The organism is Algoriphagus sp. 4150 (assembly GCF_031457395.1).
Classification (GTDB): Bacteria; Bacteroidota; Bacteroidia; order Cytophagales; family Cyclobacteriaceae; genus Algoriphagus.
The window spans coordinates 331144-350121 of sequence record NZ_JAVDWS010000003.1 but is presented as its reverse complement, the minus strand read 5'-3'; the positions used below and the strand labels follow the sequence as shown (position 1 = coordinate 350121).

Annotated in this window: 18 protein-coding genes; 11 read left to right on the top strand and 7 right to left on the bottom strand. The window is 42.9% G+C overall.

Translation table 11 applies throughout. From position 1 onward, the window contains the following. The first annotated feature begins 34 nt into the window (after positions 1 to 34). From J2X69_RS07660 to J2X69_RS07630, 7 genes are all read left to right on the top strand, one after another. Positions 35 to 808, top strand: a complete 774-nt coding sequence (locus J2X69_RS07660) for an enoyl-CoA hydratase-related protein (protein ID WP_310100988.1) — start codon at positions 35 to 37, stop codon at positions 806 to 808. Further along, complete coding sequence (locus tag J2X69_RS07655) at positions 809 to 2731, top strand: ATP-dependent DNA helicase RecQ (protein ID WP_310100985.1); 1923 nt, start codon at positions 809 to 811, stop codon at positions 2729 to 2731. It abuts the gene before it with no gap. Next, a complete protein-coding gene (locus J2X69_RS07650; protein ID WP_310100982.1) occupies positions 2724 to 3332 on the top strand; it encodes a hypothetical protein in 609 nt (202 codons plus the stop codon). Before J2X69_RS07655 ends, J2X69_RS07650 begins: the two co-directional genes overlap by 8 nt. Further along, positions 3319 to 3870: an NUDIX hydrolase gene (locus tag J2X69_RS07645; protein WP_310101029.1), complete on the top strand. Its 552-nt coding sequence runs from the start codon at positions 3319 to 3321 to the stop codon at positions 3868 to 3870. Before J2X69_RS07650 ends, J2X69_RS07645 begins: the two co-directional genes overlap by 14 nt. 88 nt (positions 3871 to 3958) lie before the next feature. Then, complete coding sequence (locus J2X69_RS07640; protein WP_310101027.1) at positions 3959 to 4630, top strand: tetratricopeptide repeat protein; 672 nt, start codon at positions 3959 to 3961, stop codon at positions 4628 to 4630. Between the two features lies 1 nt (position 4631). Further along, positions 4632 to 5597 (top strand): L-threonylcarbamoyladenylate synthase, encoded by a 966-nt coding sequence (locus J2X69_RS07635; RefSeq protein ID WP_310100979.1) that lies wholly within the window; start codon positions 4632 to 4634, stop codon positions 5595 to 5597. A gap of 123 nt (positions 5598 to 5720) precedes the next feature. Then, a complete protein-coding gene (locus J2X69_RS07630; protein ID WP_310100975.1) occupies positions 5721 to 6920 on the top strand; it encodes a phosphoglycerate kinase in 1200 nt (399 codons plus the stop codon). 87 nt (positions 6921 to 7007) lie between these two features. Here the strand turns inward: J2X69_RS07630 and J2X69_RS07625 are convergent, their stop codons facing one another. The 4 genes from J2X69_RS07625 to J2X69_RS07610 form a co-directional block, all read right to left on the bottom strand. Then, positions 7008 to 7745, bottom strand: a complete 738-nt coding sequence (locus J2X69_RS07625; RefSeq protein WP_310100971.1) for a DNA-binding response regulator — start codon at positions 7743 to 7745, stop codon at positions 7008 to 7010. After that, the gene (locus J2X69_RS07620; RefSeq protein WP_310100968.1) at positions 7742 to 8830 is read right to left on the bottom strand and encodes a sensor histidine kinase; all 1089 of its coding nucleotides are present in this window, start codon (positions 8828 to 8830) and stop codon (positions 7742 to 7744) included. Before J2X69_RS07620 ends, J2X69_RS07625 begins: the two co-directional genes overlap by 4 nt. A gap of 100 nt (positions 8831 to 8930) precedes the next feature. After that, entirely contained in the window at positions 8931 to 9920 is a 990-nt protein-coding gene (locus tag J2X69_RS07615) for a kelch repeat-containing protein (RefSeq protein ID WP_310100965.1), read from the bottom strand. 4 nt (positions 9921 to 9924) lie between these two features. Further along, complete coding sequence (locus tag J2X69_RS07610) at positions 9925 to 11196, bottom strand: DUF4270 family protein (protein WP_310100962.1); 1272 nt, start codon at positions 11194 to 11196, stop codon at positions 9925 to 9927. Positions 11197 to 11433: 237 nt separating this feature from the next. Between J2X69_RS07610 and J2X69_RS07605 the strand changes: the two genes are divergently transcribed. Together J2X69_RS07605 and J2X69_RS07600 are read left to right on the top strand one after the other, a co-directional pair. Beyond that, positions 11434 to 12657 carry a hypothetical protein gene (locus J2X69_RS07605; RefSeq protein ID WP_310100960.1) on the top strand — a complete coding sequence of 408 codons (1224 nt, stop codon included), beginning with the start codon at positions 11434 to 11436 and terminating at the stop codon, positions 12655 to 12657. A gap of 78 nt (positions 12658 to 12735) precedes the next feature. After that, the gene (locus J2X69_RS07600; RefSeq protein ID WP_310100957.1) at positions 12736 to 13269 is read left to right on the top strand and encodes a hypothetical protein; all 534 of its coding nucleotides are present in this window, start codon (positions 12736 to 12738) and stop codon (positions 13267 to 13269) included. Between the two features lie 48 nt (positions 13270 to 13317). Here J2X69_RS07600 and J2X69_RS07595 read toward each other — a convergent pair whose 3' ends face one another. After that, on the bottom strand, positions 13318 to 14178 hold the full coding sequence (locus J2X69_RS07595; RefSeq protein ID WP_310100953.1) for an endonuclease/exonuclease/phosphatase family protein: 861 nt from the start codon (positions 14176 to 14178) through the stop codon (positions 13318 to 13320). A 63-nt stretch (positions 14179 to 14241) separates the two neighbouring features. Between J2X69_RS07595 and J2X69_RS07590 the strand changes: the two genes are divergently transcribed. Further along, complete coding sequence (locus J2X69_RS07590; RefSeq protein WP_310100949.1) at positions 14242 to 15135, top strand: flavin reductase family protein; 894 nt, start codon at positions 14242 to 14244, stop codon at positions 15133 to 15135. Between the two features lie 485 nt (positions 15136 to 15620). On the opposite strand, the gene sppA is transcribed toward J2X69_RS07590, so the two are convergent. After that, positions 15621 to 17387, bottom strand: a complete 1767-nt coding sequence (sppA, locus tag J2X69_RS07585; RefSeq protein ID WP_310100946.1) for a signal peptide peptidase SppA — start codon at positions 17385 to 17387, stop codon at positions 15621 to 15623. 70 nt (positions 17388 to 17457) lie between these two features. Between sppA and folK the strand changes: the two genes are divergently transcribed. Beyond that, positions 17458 to 17943 carry a 2-amino-4-hydroxy-6-hydroxymethyldihydropteridine diphosphokinase gene (folK, locus tag J2X69_RS07580; protein WP_310100943.1) on the top strand — a complete coding sequence of 162 codons (486 nt, stop codon included), beginning with the start codon at positions 17458 to 17460 and terminating at the stop codon, positions 17941 to 17943. A gap of 134 nt (positions 17944 to 18077) precedes the next feature. On the opposite strand, the gene fabD is transcribed toward folK, so the two are convergent. Further along, positions 18078 to 18953: an ACP S-malonyltransferase gene (gene fabD, locus J2X69_RS07575; RefSeq protein WP_310100940.1), complete on the bottom strand. Its 876-nt coding sequence runs from the start codon at positions 18951 to 18953 to the stop codon at positions 18078 to 18080. Between the last annotated feature and the right edge of the window lie 25 nt (positions 18954 to 18978).

Here is an 18978-nt window from a genome sequence, read left to right as displayed (position 1 = left end):
ACTAACTTGATCCCAAACCCAAATTGAAAGTCAAATGAGTGCAGTACTTACAGAGGTCGCAGATAGAATAGGCACCATCACATTGAATAGGCCTGAGAAGCGCAATGCGCTTAATCCTGAGCTGATTGCCGGATTGCATCTTGCTTTTGAGGATATGAATTCCGATGACAGGGTGAAAGTCATTGTGCTTCGATCCACGGGAAGGGCATTTTGTGCAGGGGCTGACTTGGCCTATTTGCAGCAACTTCAGGGGTTTTCGCAGGAAGAGAACTTGGATGATAGCCTTCGGCTTATGAACTTGTTCAATTTGATTTATTGCCTTCCCAAAGTCGTGATAGCGGAGATTCAGGGACATGCCTTGGCGGGAGGATGCGGATTGGCCACGGTCTGTGATTTTGCTTTTGCTGTACCTGATGCACTGTTTGGTTATACGGAAGTGAGAATAGGTTTTGTGCCGGCGTTGGTTTCGGTTTTTTTGCAGGAGCAAATTGGGGCGGCCAAAACCCAGGAACTGTTGCTTTCCGGAGAGTTTATCTCTGCCAGCAAAGCCGCCGAATTAGGATTGATCACCGGAGTAGAGGCCTCCGAATTTCTGGGTAAATCGGTGGAAGAATTTGCGCTTAAGCTGATTTCTCAGAATTCGACCTTTTCGATGGGGAAAACAAAGACGCTTTTACGTCAGTTTAATGAAATAGAAAGAAACAAATCCCTACAGCTTGCAGCTGAGGTGAATGCTGACGCCCGGTCACATGAAGACTGTAAAAGGGGAATTGCTGCCTTCCTCAACAAAACCTCGCCGGACTGGTAAATGCTAAATCGAGCCACAGAGATTCTCCACCAAGTCTTTGGTCATGCCGACTTTAGGCCTGTACAGAAAGAAATAATCGAGTCAGTCTTGGCTGGGAAGGATACGCTTGCGCTATTGCCTACGGGAGGAGGTAAGTCACTGTGCTACCAGATCCCAGCCTTGGCTCAGGAGGGGATTTGTCTGGTAGTGAGTCCGCTGATAGCTCTGATGAAAGATCAGGTCGATGCGTTAAAGTCGAAGGGCATCAAAGCAGCTGCGATTTATTCGGGAATGAGCTATCGGGAGATTGACCGCACACTGGATAATTGCATCTACGGTGACTACAAATTCCTCTATGTATCTCCTGAGCGGTTGAAAGCAGAACTTTTTGTGGAGCGGTTTCGGCAGATGAAGATCAATTTGATCGCTGTGGACGAGGCACATTGTATTTCCCAATGGGGATATGATTTTCGACCGCCTTATTTGGAGATTGCCTTGATTCGCCCGTACCATCCGAAAGTTCCTGTTTTGGCTTTGACTGCCTCGGCTACGCCTCAGGTCTGCGCGGATATTTTGGAGAGGCTTGAGATGAAAAAGGCTGCAGAATTCCATCAGAGCTTTGCCCGAAAGAATCTCAGTTACAGCGTACGTCTCGTAGAGAACAAACTTGAGAAAGGATTGGAGATACTCAAAAGAATCGAGGGGGCTGCGATCTGGTATGTGAGAAATCGACAGAGCACACATCAAATCGCCAAGGCCTTGGGGCAGTTGGGTATATCGGCTTCCGCCTATCATGCAGGGTTATCTATGCAGGATCGAGCTGAGCGCCAAGAGTCTTGGATGAAGAATAAGATCCGTGTGATGGTGAGTACGAATGCTTTTGGGATGGGGATTGACAAATCGGATGTTCGGGTGGTGATTCACAATGAACTGCCTGAGAATGTAGAGAATTACTACCAGGAAGCTGGGCGTGCAGGTAGGGATGGAGAGAAGGCCTATGGGGTGCTGTTGGCAAATAAGCAGGATTTTGAAACTGTTTTGAAGCGAGCTGAACTGGTCTATCCTCCGCTGGATTTTGTGAAGAGAGTGTACCAATGTCTTGCCAATTACTATAGAATAGCAGTTGGTAGCAATATGCTGAGCAGTTTTGATTTTGAATGGAACGAATTTGCAAACACCTACGAATTAGGCGTGCTGGAGTCCTTTTATGCGTTGAAATTATTGGAGGAAGAAGGCTTTATCGGACTGAGCGAAAGTTATTATTCTCCTTCCAAAATTCATTTTACCGTGGATCCGTCCCGGCTGTATGAAATTCAGATTGCTTACGCAAAGCTGGATCCTGTGGTGAAAATTATTATGCGGACCTATGGAGGAAATGTTTTCTCTGAATACATCAAGATACAGGAAGGGAAACTTGCCAAATCTCTGAATATCTATGAAAATGAATTGATCAAATCACTCAAGCAACTGGAGCAGTTGGAAGTGATGGTGTATGATCAGCGAAAAGATAAGCCGCAGATCACTTTTTTGACCCCACGATACGACGCGGGGAAGTTGCCTCTTAATTTTAAGCGGATAGCACTTCGAAGGGCGCTGACGCTGGAAAAGGCACAGAGTATGGTGAGGTACGGACAGCAATCCGAACTCTGTCGTACACAGTTTATTCAGGAATACTTCGGAGAAAAGACGGATGAGCAATGTGGCGTTTGTGATGTCTGCATCATGCTACGCAAGGCAAATCATCCCGAAATGGCAGAAAATAAGCTTAGAAAAAAGATACTCGAAACTTTAACGGCTTCAGGTGAGTTGACAGGTGGACAGATTTTTGATAGTATCCGATTACCTTCTTCTGAAAAAAACCTTCGGATATTGCGTATAATGCAGGATCAGGGATATATTACACTTCGGCCTTCCGGGAGCTATGTTATTACAGCCTATGAGTAATTTTCTAGACGATTTATTCAGCAAAGTCTTCAAGTCATCAGAAAAAACTCCGATGACCCACAAGGAGAATATCAAGTTCAAAGAGCAGGAAATAACCCATGCAAAGAAGTGGATGAATTCTAAGGAAGGGCAAGAACTGATCTCCAAGATTTCCAAGTCATACCATTTCAAAAGCATTCAGATCGAAGAGCGTCCTCAAATTCATATTTTGGATTCCAGGTATGCGAGAGGTTTTGCAGTTACTTACGATGATCCTTTGGATGAAGAAACATTTTCCCTGCTTTTCTTGGCTTTTGCGCAGCGAGTTTTAGCTTTGGGATATAGACAGGTGAGCTTGGAAAGGAAAATGGAAGAAATAAACGAGCAGGTGAAAGTCACTGATAAGTTTTACTTCAAACCTCCGCTAAAGGCACTTGCAGCAAATGAATTGATTTCTCAGTTATTCGGTAGGATTACCATTGAGAAAATAACCATAAATAACCAACCCAATTACCTCAAGGTATTAGCGACGTTCTATTCGGATAGGCTATACCGGGATCCGGAACCTTTTGATCAATTTCTTGATCATATATTTGAAGCAACCAATGATGGACAGAATTAACTTAAGAGAGCAGCTAGGAAGGTATAGGACACCTTATGAAGAGGAGGCAGGTTTTATTCAGGATTTTATGGATTTGACGGAAGATCCCCTTGCCTATGGGAGAGAGCGATTGGAAGGACATTTTACAGCTTCGGCTTGGATTGTAAATCGCAAGCGTACGCACACCTTGCTTACACTTCATCGCAAACTTGGAAGATGGTTGCAGCTTGGAGGGCATGCTGATGGCAATGAGGATTTGCTGGGAGTGGCCATGCAAGAGGCGAATGAGGAGAGTGGATTGAAGAGTTTGGCGTTTGTGGACAAGACTATTTTTGATCTGGATAAGCATATTATTCCGGAGCGCCCGCATGTTCCGGAGCATTTTCATTACGATGTACGCTATATTTTGGAAGCGGACCTTTATGAGCCTTTGATCAAAAGCCATGAGAGTATTTCATTGGCTTGGGTAGCTTTTGACTCTGTGCAGGATGTGATCGGTTACAATCCATCCATTCTGCGTATGCTTGAGAAAACCAGTAAATCAGAAATTCTTCTCTGATGTGATAGCAAGGGAGTATTCCTTATCTTTGCGCAAAATTTAAGCTGTGAAAAAACTTTGGATAATTACCTGCCTGATAGCAGGAATGATGGGCTGTAGCCCAAGTGAAGAGGAATTGTTTCAGGCGGGAATTCAGAAAATGGATTCCCAGAATTGGAAGGAGGCTATTTCGCTATTTGATAGAGCGCTGGAGATCAATCCCGGAAACGGGCAAGTATTGAATGCGAAAGGTGCAGCGCTCTTCCAGCAAGAAAAATTTCAAGAGGCTGTTCCGGTTTTTTCCGCTTCTATAGAGGCAGATTCCAGCAGCTATAAAGCTTGGTTTAACCGCGGAAATGCCAACTTAAAGTTGGAGAACTTCAAAAACGCTGTCTCCGATTACAATATGGCAAGCTTACTCGATCCTGCACAAACAGATATCTATTACAACCGTGGATTGGCATTACTCGGGATGGAAGAATACGAGGACGCTTTGTTGGATTTTGATAAAGCGCTACAGGTGGAACCAAACCAAGCACTCGTCCACTTCAATCGCGGCAAAGCGCAACTGGGAAATAATGATCCTGCCGGTGCGATGCAGTCACTTACAGAAGCGATTAATCTCGATGGTAAAAATGGTGCCGCTTATTACCTACTTGGTGTGACTAGAATGTCTGCTTTGGGTGAGGCCGAAAAAGAAGAGGGTTGTGCTGATCTAAAGATGGCACTTCAGCTTGGATATACCGAAGCCAAAACTTGGATAGACGACTTTTGCAAGTAAAATGGCAAGGATAGGGCAGGATATAATGCAGGCAAAAAGAGTTCTGGAGGCAGGTCATTTGGTTGCTATTCCTACAGAGACTGTTTATGGATTGGCGGGAAATGCGCTCGATCCTGTGGCTGTTGCTTCTATTTTTGAGACAAAAAACCGCCCTAGTTTTGATCCGCTGATTATTCATGTTTCTTCACTTTTGGAAGCGGAAAACTATGTAAATGATATTCCTGCACCACTTCGGAAGCTTGCAGATCAGTTTTGGCCAGGTCCGCTTACATTACTGCTTCCAAGGAAAAACGTCATACCGGACATTGTTACTTCCGGTTTGGATCGTGTGGCCGTGCGTGTTCCTGATCATCCGCTGACGTTGGAATTGCTGGCTCAAGTAGACTTCCCCTTGGCAGCGCCAAGTGCAAATCCCTTCGGCTACATCAGTCCTACCTCTCCGCAGCATGTGGATGCCCAATTGGGAAAAAAGATTTCCTATATTCTGGATGGCGGAGCATGCAAAGTAGGTTTGGAAAGTACAATAGTCGGGATGGAAGCTGATGAAATCATTGTTTACCGACTTGGAGGATTGGATATTGCAGATATTGAACGTATTGTAGGGAAAGTGTCTGTGAAAAGCCATAGCTCATCGAATCCACAGGCTCCGGGTCTAATGGAAAGTCACTATGCTCCGGTCAAACCTTTTATAATAGGCGACTTGGATGAGTTGATTTCAGTGTATCAAAGCAACGGAATTGATTTTGCAGTCCTTTCTTTAGAGCGATTATTTCAGTCTGTTCCCTCAGAAAATCAAATCACTTTAAGTACTGGTGGAGATTTGAAGGAAGCGGCTACCCGTCTTTTTGCAGCCATGAGAACTCTGGATGAATCTAGTGCTACAGTGATTCTGGCTGAGCTAATGCCTGAAACCGGTCTAGGAAGGGCGATTAATGATCGCTTGAAACGGGCTGCGACGAAAGGGTGAAAATAGTTTGCTTTTCATTTTTAGCAAATTGATCATCCCCAAAAGTCGATTTTTGCCATAATCTTTGATAAATTCACCCAGATTTTTATCAATCAATATTATCAATAGCTATTAACCTTGCTTATGAATCCTAGAATCAAAAATGTAGATAACCTCAGTTTTGAGGGGAAAAAGGCCCTAGTCCGAGTTGATTTCAACGTCCCTTTAGATGATCAATTGAATGTAACTGACGATACCAGAATTCAGGCGGCTCTGCCGACTATCAATAAAATCTTGAAAGATGGCGGATCTGCTATCTTAATGTCCCATTTGGGTCGTCCTAAAGGTGGCCCGGAAGATAAGTTCTCTCTTAAAAATATTGTAGTAGCACTTGAGAAAGCACTTGGGAGACCTGTGAAATTTGCTCAAGACTGTATAGGCAAAGAAGCGGAGATGCTTGCTGAAGGCTTGAAGCCGGGTGAAGTGTTGCTTCTTGAAAACCTAAGATTTCACAAGGAAGAAGAAAAAGGAGATAAGGACTTTGCCGAAAAGCTTTCTAAACTTGGAGACGTCTATGTGAATGACGCTTTCGGAACAGCTCATAGAGCGCATGCTTCTACAGCCGTGATTGCACAGTTTTTCAATGATAAGGTTTGTGGTTACTTGATGCTTTCTGAATTGAAAAATGCAGATAAAGTTCTTGGCAACGCCGAAAGACCTTACACAGCTATCATGGGTGGAGCTAAGATCGCAGATAAGATTTTGATTATTGAGCAACTGCTTAACAAAGTCGATACATTGATTATCGGTGGAGGGATGTCTTATACTTTCGCCAAAGCCCAAGGAGGAACAATCGGTGATTCTCTTTTGGAAGAGGATAAACTTGATTTCGTTCTGGAACTGATGGAAACTGCCAAAGCAAAAGGAGTGAATTTGGTTCTTCCTGTAGATACAGTGATCTCAAAAGCTTTTGCAAATGATGCAGAGCAAGGAATGGCCAATAAAGGTGAAATTCCTGACGGCTGGATGGGCTTGGATATCGGACCTAAAACCTGCGAGCTTTTTGCAGCCGAAATTATGAAATCCAAGACAATACTTTGGAATGGCCCAATGGGGGTATTCGAAATGTCTTCTTTCGACAAAGGAACAAAAGCTATTGCGGAAGCAGTAGTAGCTGCTACCAAGGCAGGCGCATTCTCTCTGATCGGCGGTGGGGATTCGGCTGCGGCTGTCAATAAGTTTGGATATACTGATGATGTATCCTTTGTGTCCACAGGTGGCGGAGCATTGCTAGAGCATATGGAAGGCAAAGTGCTTCCTGGAGTTGCTGCATTGGTGCCTTGATGAATAGTCATTAGAACTAAGAAAAAGGCTGGCAAATATCGTATTTGCCAGCCTTTTTTAGTTGAAGAATCTTTTCTAAATTTTCTGCTACAGATTTTTATTCACGACCAATTCATAGAAAAATTCCTTGTAGCTGGCACCGATTATAATGAACTCTTCCTTGGTCTTCATCTTCACCCGGTTTCTACTGATATTTTCGATTTTGTCTATGGAGATAATGTGTCGCTTATGTACTCTGACGAAGCCTTTTGAGAAGAGGGAAGTTTCGTAGTGTTTTATGCTGCTCAAGGTTAAAATAGGTTTTGATTCGTTCAGCAAGTGAATTTTGACGTAGTCTTTGTAGCTTTCCAAAACCACAATGTCTTTCAGGTTGATTTTGATGGAGGAATATTCAGATTTCACAAAGATGTAATCCTGCGAATCATTCAAGGTGAAATTTGATGAAGAAATTTGGGAAATAGGCATATTTATTCCTGCTGCCATAAGCTTATTTACAGCCATGAAAAACCTCTCGAAACTGAAAGGCTTTACGAGATAGTCAATGGCATTGATTTCAAATCCCTTCACGGCAAAATCACTATATGCTGTGGTGAAAATCACTTTAGGTTTCACAGGCAGATTTTCATAAAATGAAATTCCATTGATATCAGGCATGTTGATATCCAAGAATAGCAAGTCCACAGACTGTGTCAAAATCGTATTCATCGCCTTCAGAGGAGAATCGAAGGTGCCTATTAGTTCCAAATTTGGAAATTTGCTAATGTAATCTTCTACAACATCTACAGCGAGCGCTTCATCATCGATAACTATACACTTGTAGTTCATTTTTTGATAGTCAGAAAGCTTTTGAATAGATTGTTTCCCCTTTTTTGTCTGAAAGAATACTTTCCGGGATAGATCAGCTCCATCTGGTTTTCCAGATTTTTGATTCCCAGTCCCACATGTCTTTTTTCTGCATGGGCTTCAAACTTCTTAGGCATGCTGTTGATTACGGAGAACTTTAATTCACGCTCATTTTCTTCCAGCGAAATAAGAATAAATGAAGGAGTTAAATAACTGACTCCATGCTTAAAGGCATTCTCTACCAAAGTCATCAGAATAAGGGGCTCGATAAGTAAGTTTACGTTTCTTATTTTGACATTGAAATTTATATTCGGCGCATTTTCTTCAGTGAATTTCAACTTCTCCATTTTGATGTAATTGTGGATGAACTCTACTTCCTGTTTGATAGGGATTTTACTTTTGCCTGCTTCATAGAGGACATGCCTCAGAATATCCGAAAGTAGCAAAATAGCGTTTGTCGTGTCTTCAGATTTTTTCCGGGCCAGAGCATAGATGTTGTTCAAAGCATTTAGGAGAAAATGTGGGTTTAGTTGAGTTTTCAGGAAATTAAGTTCCCCAATAGCTTTTTGCTTTTCCATCTCATCATTTCTGGTACGCTCGTTGTCGAAAAGAAGTAGCACTTCGAATGCTGTGCCCAGTCCTAAAAGCAGGAAATATCGGAAAGTGAATGATATGGTCCGGAAGAAAAAGGGGGTGAGTGGAAGTAGGAAACCTTGCGGCTTAGGGAAGGATTCTATTTCTATTTCGTCAAACTGATGCCTCCTTATACGGATCATCTGATCAGGACCCCAAAGGTAATAATCAATCAAGTGGTGAATACTAAGGGAGGCTAGCAATAGAATAAGAACGCTCACAAAGTACTTACGATAAGAGCGTTTCTCAATGAACTTAGGTATTAATATTGCAATGTTAAGAATGTAAAAAAGTACCAGATTGATATTAGTCAGACTGATATTGATCACATTACCTCCTGGGGTTGGTCTGGTGAAAGAGGGGATTGATTGGGACAATAGCACACCTATAATCAGGAGGTGTACGATCCCTTTCAATAGTTTCCTTTTTTCCATGTATTTGGGAGTTGAATCAAGTTGCAAATGAAACTGAGTCAGGTCTTTCGATAGCAACATGTCGAATAGTTTTAAGAAAAATTAAACCTTCAGACTAGGTTTAATCGTCATCATTTGATTCTTCAAATGGGAGGAATTCCCAAATGTCATCAAATCGCAAAGCGGAACTTCTTCCGAGTAAGACGAAAGCTCTGTTGCCATCAGAAAGAACAGAAGCCCCCGTTCTGGCTGTTCCTTCAAAGGCCGTTTTGTCATTCCATACATCCAGATTCGGGTTGTATTGCCAAGTGGTATTGGTCAATGATCCTACCGAGCCGGTAGTGATATATCCCAGTGCACCTATACTGAATCCTACTCCTTCACTTCTGGCGATGGTATACTTATCATCTTCATCCAAGTCTTTCTTTTGAGTCCATGTTTGGGAGCTGCCATCCAAAGCCCAAAAATCATATTCATACCTGCCATTATTGACACCGCCACCGATGTAGGCTACATCATTGATTGTAAATACAAATGCATTGGAACGTTTTGCACCACCCATGCTGATAAAGGAAGCCCAGGTGTCTGTTTCAGGCCGGTATTGCCAGAAATCCTTCTGCTCGCTTCCATCAAATCCGGTACCTATATAACCCTTTCCTGCCAGTTCAAACCCCACTGCGCCGTATCGTGCTGTCCCTGGAAAAGAGCTGACCTCAGTCCATGTATCAGAGTTAGGGTCATAGGACCAAAAATCATCCAGTCTGTTTCTTCCATCGTAGCCTGTACCATAATAACCTTTGGAATCTATGGCAAAAGCAACAGCATTGGATCTGGCGGTTCCGGGGAAATCAGCTTTTCTTGTCCAGGCATCTAATAAAGCATCATATTCCCAGAGATCACGTACATATTCATTGCCTGTATAGCCGCCTACTACGAAATAGCGACTTCCCACGGTAAAAGAGGAAGCATTTGAGCGATTGCTACCTTCGAAGTAGGATTTTCTGACCCAGTTGCCTTCTGTAGGTGTATCATCTGAGTCTTGGCAAGAAAAGAGTGAGACTAGCATAATCAATGCTGCCAGAGTTGATAAAAGCCGGTTTACTTTTTTCATAATCTTAGTTTAAAGGGATAATTGTGATTTCTAATTTTGATTTGTATTGGGTATTGTTTTCGCCTACCACCAAATAGCCCATATTGAATGAAGTGGAGGAAGGAACATCGAGCCAAAGCCCGTCAGTCTGCCGACTACCGGAGATCTGATTAGCAACAAAGTCTCTGATGGGAATTTTGAAGTAGGTAGCTTCTTGGAAAATCTCATCAAAAGATGTCAAAGTAGCCTGAGTAAGATAGGATTGGATATTATTGTTTTTATCCATCACATATACATCGAATTCATGGAGAGGCGGATTGAGTTTGCCGTCATAGGTGTCTTTTTTGACAGGCATGTAGAGGTAAGCTTCCGGGATGTAATAGTCATAAGGTACATCTCCTATAAAGGTTAGATCACCCAGATCAATCCGTATTCCGCCAAATCCAAGATCATCGGCAAGAACAAGGCCCTGACTCTCATCAGAAGGCAGAGTGACATACTTTTGAGCTGCTGAGAAAGGGGTATTTGATCGATCAATCTTCAGGTGTGTATATCCTAAAGAATATTGGCCAATGGGGATCTTGTATTCCTCATTGTCTTCTCTAAGCTCTAAAGGAGCTTTGTGATAGAGCACGATGTAGGAGTCTTTGGATACTAGCATAAGAGGACTTTGACCAGTGACTTCCAGCATGAATCCCGGAAAATAGTCTAGGAAATCCTCGTTGCTATCAAAAATTTTGTCTGAGCCTTTTGCTTTCTCAAATAGCTCCATCCCAAATTCTATCGGTAGAGTGATTCTGATCGAATCCCTAGAGGGAAGGTATTGGATTTTGGTGGTGACCAGCGGATTGCTATAAGCGCCGAAGGTCTCAAAGTCATAAAACACATCGTCATCGTTTTGATATTCCAAGCGCTGTGAGAGCTGATAGATGTTAAGGTCAAACTCAGGCAAGGTGTCGAAGTGTGAGGCATCTATCTTTAAAACAAATACAATAGAATCCAATAGGGTGTCATGATCAAATCCTGTGACACCGCTGCTCACTTCAAATTCGAAATATGGACTTGCTTTGACCGTTCCCCGGTAAGGATTCGTATTGTTTCCCAACAGGAAAGTCTCCTGCGTGCTGGTAACCATGCTGTCTTGAAAATAGCTGGCATAGGAGATGTCAGTAAATTCAATTTTTCGGATGGAAAAATCATCTTCGAGATCTATTTCGGGTATTTCCTCCAGAAAGCTATTTTCATAGCAGGAGCTTAGGATTAAAACCAGCAAGCTGAAAGCAATTCCGGACTTCATTTTATTTTTTGTTCCAAAGCTATCGCACCTGCCTTGCACATGGTGAGAAAGTAGAACAACGTGCATATTGTCTAGAGGAAAGGCTATATCCTATCTACCAAATGAGCTGATGTGAGTTTGGACGAGCATGCTTATACGTCTGGTTAAATTATACTTTGATCTATGAAAATTGGCCGTTCCTCTAGATTCTCATCTGCCTCCAGTTGTTGTGCATAGTTTGCATACAAAAACTCAGAGATGATTAAATATTTTTCAGGCTTGCTGATTTGCTGTTGGCTTATGTCCGTGACACAGAGCGTAGCACAGCGTGGTCATGGGTCATTATATTCTACCATCGGTTTAGGCTTGCCTACCTATGATAATTATGGGCTTGCCAAGCGTCTCGGTGGAGTGGGGGCAGGGGTAAGATCGCCTTATTTTTTGAACACCATCAATCCTGCTTCGCAAACGAGTATTGGTCTTTCGCATACTTTTATTGTAGACGTAGATGTGTCCTACAACCAGCAAAAAATCACTACAGGAAATGAGACTGTTTCAAACAATTTTTCCAATCTCAATTATTTCAGTATGTGGTTTCGATTTTCTCCGAAATCCACAGTTTCACTGGGATTAATGCCGGTTACTATCCAAGATTACAGCTATTCCGATACTTATTACTTTGAAGGAATGGCAGATAAATACACACGGATAGTGAAGGGCTGGGGAAATATCAATAAAGCATATCTCAACTATGCTACTAATCTGGGGCAGCGGATTTCTGTAGGTATTAGACCTTCGTTTCTCTTTGGGAGTTTCCAAAAGGAATCCATTTACCTAGATCAATATGCGGCAGGATTTCTATACGACAGGAATAATTCATATACCGGTGTAGGATCGGAAGCCGGTATTCAGGTCAATTTACTACAAAATGAAAAGCATAACCTCACCTTCGGGGCATCTGGCCAGTGGTATTCCAAGCTCACCGGGATGGGGACTTCTCGGGTGGAAAATCACGTAGGGCAGGAAGTAATTTATGAGGCTGAAGAAGTTGAATTGAGTTCACAGCTTGGAAATACTGTTCGCTCGGGGCTTTCTTTCCAGAATAAATCCTGGACCATTGGAGCGGACGTTCTCTATGGATTTGCTGCGGGAGACAATAATTACAGCATAGCAAATCAACTATATAGTGTAGGGGCTGAATTTATCCCCGGTTATTTCGACTCAGAATTCATCAAACAGATGAGTTTCTCGCTTGGAGCCAATTACGATACCGGCTCCATTAGGATGGAAGGAGCCAAAGTTTCTGCTTATGAAGTAAGTTCTGCTATAGGTATTCCACTCAACAGATCCAGCAGGTTGGCTATTGGTTATAAATACAGAAATATGGGAGAGGTCAATATCATTTCCAAAGAATCCCTTAATACAATTACCCTCAATTTCACCTTTGGTGATACTTGGTTTTTCCGCAGAAAATTTGAGTGATGCCATGAAATCGAGGCTGATCCCGTTTCCTCCATCACGGGACAGGCTATCTGACCTCTTAAAACAAAATATAAACATATGAAAATAAACTTAATACTGCTATTCATATTTGTAGTTAACACCTCTTATTCCCAAGAAATAAAAGAGGGAAAAGTATCCGGTTTCTTCGATTTGCCGGTCAAAAATATGTTGGGAATCATTGATTTCGATCTCGAAGAGCTCGCTAAACGCTTACATCTCAAAAACCAATCTTCGGAATACCGTAAGTTAGACCGTATCGTTTCTTGGTATGTGACCAAGACGGATAGCATATATCAAGAAAATATAACACAGTTGGCGGCAATTGAAAGCTCATATTGGATAAAAGTGGCAGAGATAGATGATAGAAACAACTTTGATCAAGTCTTTGCTGTGGTGAAAGAATATACTGAGCAGGTAAAACAATACAGCCCCCCAATCCAAGCGCTGGAATTGGAACTGGGTAATTGGATGTCGGGATTTTTGAGTGGCAGGCAATACGCTAAATGGGAAACCTATCTCGCTAAAAAACACAATAAAATCAAACCCAAAACCCCTAGGCCTACGAGTGGGCCTCCAAATGAATATTTATAAAAAAGCAAAGGCATGAATGGATTTTCACGCCCTCGCTTTACAGTGTGGTTACTTCCACTTTATTTCTACCAGCACGGGAAAATGATCGGAAGGGTATTTCTTACCGTAATTGTCTGTGAGTATTCCATGTCGGATTACCTTTATATTCCCTTTTACAAATACATGATCTATGATGCCGTCAGGCATTCTCTCCCAGTCAAAACCTGTAAAAGAACCTGCCGGGCCATAAGCTGGAATCTCAGAGATCATTCTGGCATCTTGCCACTCCGGATTGTCGGTGATGGTGGTATATGCGCCGTTCTCAGGAGTGATGTTGAAGTCTCCCATAAGTAGGGCAGGTGCATTTTCTTTGTTTATTTTGGACACTTGGGCCATTACCAATTTGCTGCTTTCCTCACGTGCTTCCTGACCGATGTGATCGTAGTGTACATTGAATACGTAGAAGATTTTTTCGTCGTTATCTTTGAATTTGCCCCAGGTGCAGATCCTGTTCAGCGAAGCATCCCAGCCTTTACTTGGCTTTTCGGGAGTGGGTGAAAGCCAGAAAGTCCCTTCATCAAGAATCACAAACTTCTTAGGATCGTATAGAATTGCAGCATATTCACCTTTTTCGGTGCCATCATCACGCCCAACCCCAATAAACGAATACCCAAGTTCAGTACTTACATCCAGCAGCTGATTATTCAAGGCTTCTTGTACACCAACCAGTTCGATCTTGTGAAACCGGAGCAGACTGGTTACCTGAGGAAGTCGGTCTTCCCATAGATTTCCTATGTCATTTTGATTTGCATAGCGGATATTGAATGTGGCGAAATTGTGTGTTTGCGCTATGGAAAGGGCATTTGTCCCTATCGTTATAGCAATGAGAAACACGCTAGTTTTTAAGATACTTCTAAGGATTCTAATCATGATTTCAGAACTTATTCTTGAAAAATGGTTTAAGAATCTAAAAATGAATCATAATTTCATCAAATGAAAACCTTCTATCCCAAAGACCTCTCTACGCTTGAATTTTATGGGTTGCTGCAAGGAGCAGTGGCTCCGAGACCGATTGCATTTGTAAGTACGATTGATGGTAATGGAAGTGTAAATCTGAGCCCCTTCAGTTTTTTCAATCTGGTAAGTTCCCAGCCTCCAATATTAATATTTTCTCCACTGAGACGAATGCGTGATAATACGACCAAGCATACACTGGAAAATGTCTTGGAGGTTCCTGAAGCAGTAATTCATATAGTGCACTTTGGTATGGTGGAGCAGATGTCACTGGCGAGTACGGAGTATGAAAAAGGCGTGAACGAATTTGAGAAAGCCGGTTTTACGGCAATAGCATCAAGAGAGGTGAAGCCCCCGAGAATTAAAGAAGCACATGTTGCATTTGAGTGCAAGGTCACTGAAGTGAAGCCGTTGGGAGAAAGTGGAGGAGCGGGAAACTTAGTGATTTGTGAGGTGCTGGTGGCCCATGTAAATGAAGGAATTTTGGATGAAGCGGGAGTGATCGATCCTAGGAAGCTGGATGCTGTAGCCAGATTGGGAGGGGATTGGTATAGCCGTGCCAGTGGATCATCTCTTTTTCAGATTCCTAAGCCATTGCGTACAATGGGCATGGGGATAGACCGGATTCCCGAAGGGGTGAGGAACAGCACGATTTTAAGCGGGAATAACTTGGGGAGACTGGGTAATGTGGCCGCATTTCCGAGTGATGCTGTGGTTGCTGAGTTTGGGCAAAGCCCGGAGATTCAAGAAATGAAGATCCGCTTTCAAAATGATCCTGACTCGCTGATTGATCATTTGCATTTGCTGGCCAAGGAAGCACTGGATGAAGATGATGTGGAACGGGCGTGGTTGATCTTGCTTCAAGGAGTTTGACAAACGTATAAAGTGTTCAGTCGCAGTGATCAGCTAGCAGTCAAATAATATGAGGCTGTACATTGTTTGATGGTAGTCCTGACAAATTCGACTTGGGTAGAAAATTATTCCTAAGCTGTGGTCTCTACGGGAAAACCTTCGTGCCTTCCTAATTGAAAGAGCATTTGTAGAAAAGAGGCTGTCTCAAAAGTAGGTTTTCTTGTCAGGCTGAGTAAGAAAAATTTAAGATTTACAAATGAATAATGACGGAAAGTGATGTAGAAATAAAGTTGGGTCACCCTGAGCACTTGAGAGACGAGAGTCTCGAAATCGAAGGGTCCTCGACTCCGCTCGGACTGACACAACATTTGCACGCTTTTTTGAATTCCGTCAATGGTAGCGAAGTCGAAGCCTTTTATGCGCTAATTAAGCCCATTTCGACTTCCCGCCACAGCGAGGCAAACTGCTCAATGTGACAATTATGAGTTATGAGGCAGCTTCTTTCCCTATTTTATGATAATATCCTGAGGCATTCGTACCTGAATGCCTTCGTAGGATTTTAGTTTCTCTACTTGCTTGTAAATCGTATAATTTGACCCCAACTCACTTTTGAGTAGCTTGATTTGGACATTTTCTCCCAAATCTTCCATTAAAGTCTCAAACCATGATTTCACGGTTGGATAATAAATCACCCGATAATCGTCTGTCGCACCGATTCTGGCCGCTGCGAGTTCAATAGTCGTATTCAACCCTCCCAAGACATCTACCAAACCTCTTTCTTTAGCTTGATTTCCCGTCCAGACTCTGCCCGATGCTACTTCCTTTACCGCTTCAGTGGACATTCCCCTTCCCTCGGACACGCGTGAGATGAACGTTTCATAACCATCCTCTATGATGTTTTGAATTATGGATCGCTCCACATCAGTCATGGGTCTGGTAGGATTCATAAAGTCGGACAATTCTCCTGTTTTCACTACATCAGTGGTAATGCCAAGCTTGTCATTCAGCAATTCCTGAGCATTGAACATCATTCCGAATATGCCTATAGATCCTGTAATGGTATTAGGCTGTGCTACGATAGTATCTGCAGGTGCAGAGATGTAATACCCTCCAGATGCTGCCACTTCACCCATGGATACGTACAGGGGCTTAGCCTTTTTGGCTTCAGCCATTTCTCTCCAGATAACCTCAGAAGCTACCACAGATCCTCCCGGTGAGTTCACACGAAGGACGATTGCTTTGATATTGTCATCTTTACGGGCTTTGCGGATTTCTTTGGCAAACTTTTCGGAACTGATCACACCCTCAGCTTTTCCGCCCATGATCTCACCCTCTGCTATAATCACTGCAATCCGATTAGAAGAGGTAATGTTTTTGGATTTTGCTGCTTTGGTTAGGTCTGTTGCATTAATTGTCTTAATGTCATCATCTTCATCGATTCCAACTTTTTCTTTTAGTTTGGAAAGCACTTGGTCAAAATAGAGTAAATCCGTAGCTAAGCCGTATGTCACCGCATCTTGAGGCTTGCGGACCAACATCAAGTTGTTGATTTTCTTCAAGCTGTCGTAGGCAATTCCCCTTGATTCCGACACACTATGCAGCGCAAAGCTGTTCATGTCATCCAAAAATGACTGTGTCTGTAATCTTGCTTCCGGACTATTTTTCTCTAGAATGAAAGGTTCAACTGCGGATTTGAACTCCCCAACTCGGAAGATTTCAGGTTTCACTCCTATTTTTTCGAAAAGCCCTTTGAAGAATATCCCTTCGGATGAAAATCCGTTAAAATCAATTCCTCCCAAAGGATTAAGATATATCTCGTCTGCCACCGAAGCGACAAAATAACCTCCTTCAGTATAGGCTTCGTCGTATGCCACAATGAATTTCCCCGAAGTCTTGAAGTCCACTAATGCTTCGCGAAGCTCAAGCAAACTCGCTTGTCCTGCCATCACCAAGCCTGTGTTCAGGTAGATTCCTTTGATGTTGTCATTAGTTTTTGCCTCGGCAATTGCTCTTTTAAGATTGATTAGCCCGGCATTTAACTCCTGACCGAATGGGCTTCCAAACATGGAAAGATCCAAATCATTCTCTGATGTGCGCTCCACGAGTGTTCTGCCGTTTAGATTCAGGTGCAATACGGTATTCTCACTTACGGTCACTTCTTTGTTTCCCGTAGCGGCTAGCATACCGATCAAGCCAAGCATAAGAAGCACACCCAGTATACTGAAAACAAAAAGCCCGACGATTACCGCCAGCACATTTCCCAAGAATTTCATAAGCCAAATTATTTGAAGCCCAAAATAACCTAATTTGGGGCATGTTTACAAAAGCAATTATACACAGAGAATGTTTGAGAAAGCAGTATTGATATTGGGAGGAAATAAAGGGGATAGAATTTCACTGCTAAATTCTGCATTGAAATCTGTTATGGAATTGGGAGAAGTGACGCACAAGTCCAAGATTTATGAAACAGAAGCTTGGGGAGGAGTGGCTAAAGGGGCTTTTTTAAATCAGGTGGTCGAAATCAAAACTGCCTGCTCTCCCTCCGAGATCTTGGCTTTTATCCAGCAAACCGAAGCAGATCTTGGGAGAAAAAGGAATGAACATTGGGGAGATCGCACGATGGATATTGATATTATTTATTTTGGAGACAGCGTAATTGATACCCCGCAACTTCAGATTCCCCATCCTTTTTTGGCCGGGAGAAAGTTTGTTCTGGTTCCTTTGGTAGAGATTTTACCTGATTATGTTCATCCGGTGACGGGGAAAACCAATCGACAGATGCTGATGGAATGTGAAGATAGGAGTGAGGTGAGGGTGTGGAAATGTTAAGTGATTTTCTGCCCTGCTGCTTCTCCTCATGTCTGTCGAAATAAAAAAGCTTGGTTCAAATCATGAAGATTTGAACCAAGCTTATACACTAATTTCTCTGTGCTTCTCTGTGAAATCTTAGTGGACTTCCGTGGTTAAAGACCTGAAACTTCAGCTTCAGGATGGATTTTTTTGACCAGACCTTGGAGGACTTTCCCAGGTCCGCATTCTACAAATTCTGTGGCTCCATCAGCCACCATGTTTTGCACGGATTGAGTCCATTTTACGGGAGCAGTGAGTTGTGCGATCAAATTGGCTTTGATTTCCGCTACATCCGTCACTGCGGTGGTGCTTACATTTTGATAAACCGGGCAGCTAGGGGTATAGAAAGTTGTTGCCTCGATTGCTGTCTGTAATTTCTCGCGTGCAGGTTCCATCAGAGGAGAGTGAAAAGCTCCTCCTACAGGAAGCGGCAATGCACGCTTGGCACCTGCTTCTTTCATTTTTTCGCAGGCAATATCAATTCCTCTGTTGGAGCCTGAAATTACCAACTGACCCGGGCAGTTATAATTTGCCGGGACCACTACTTCATCTGTGATTTCGGCGCAGATTTCTTCTACCTTATCATCTGCCAGTCCCAAGATTGCGGCCATGGTAGATGGATTGATTTCGCAGGCTTCCTGCATGGCAAGTGCTCGCTGATATACCAGCTTAAGACCATCTTCAAAAGTAAGGGTGCCGTTGGCGACTAAGGCTGAAAGCTCGCCCAAAGAGTGGCCGGCGACCATATCCGGAGCAAAATCAGGTGTTGTTTTTGCCAAGATCACAGAATGAAGAAATACAGCGGGCTGCGTTACATTTGTTTGCTTCAGTTCCTCAGCCGTTCCCTCAAACATAATATCTGTGATACGGAACCCCAGAATTTCATTAGCCCGCTCAAATAATTCTTTTGCTAGGTGATTTTCTTCATATAGTGCTTTTCCCATTCCTGGGAACTGGGCGCCTTGGCCCGGAAAAACAAATGCCTTCATTAACTAGTGTTTTTTGTTCGGAACA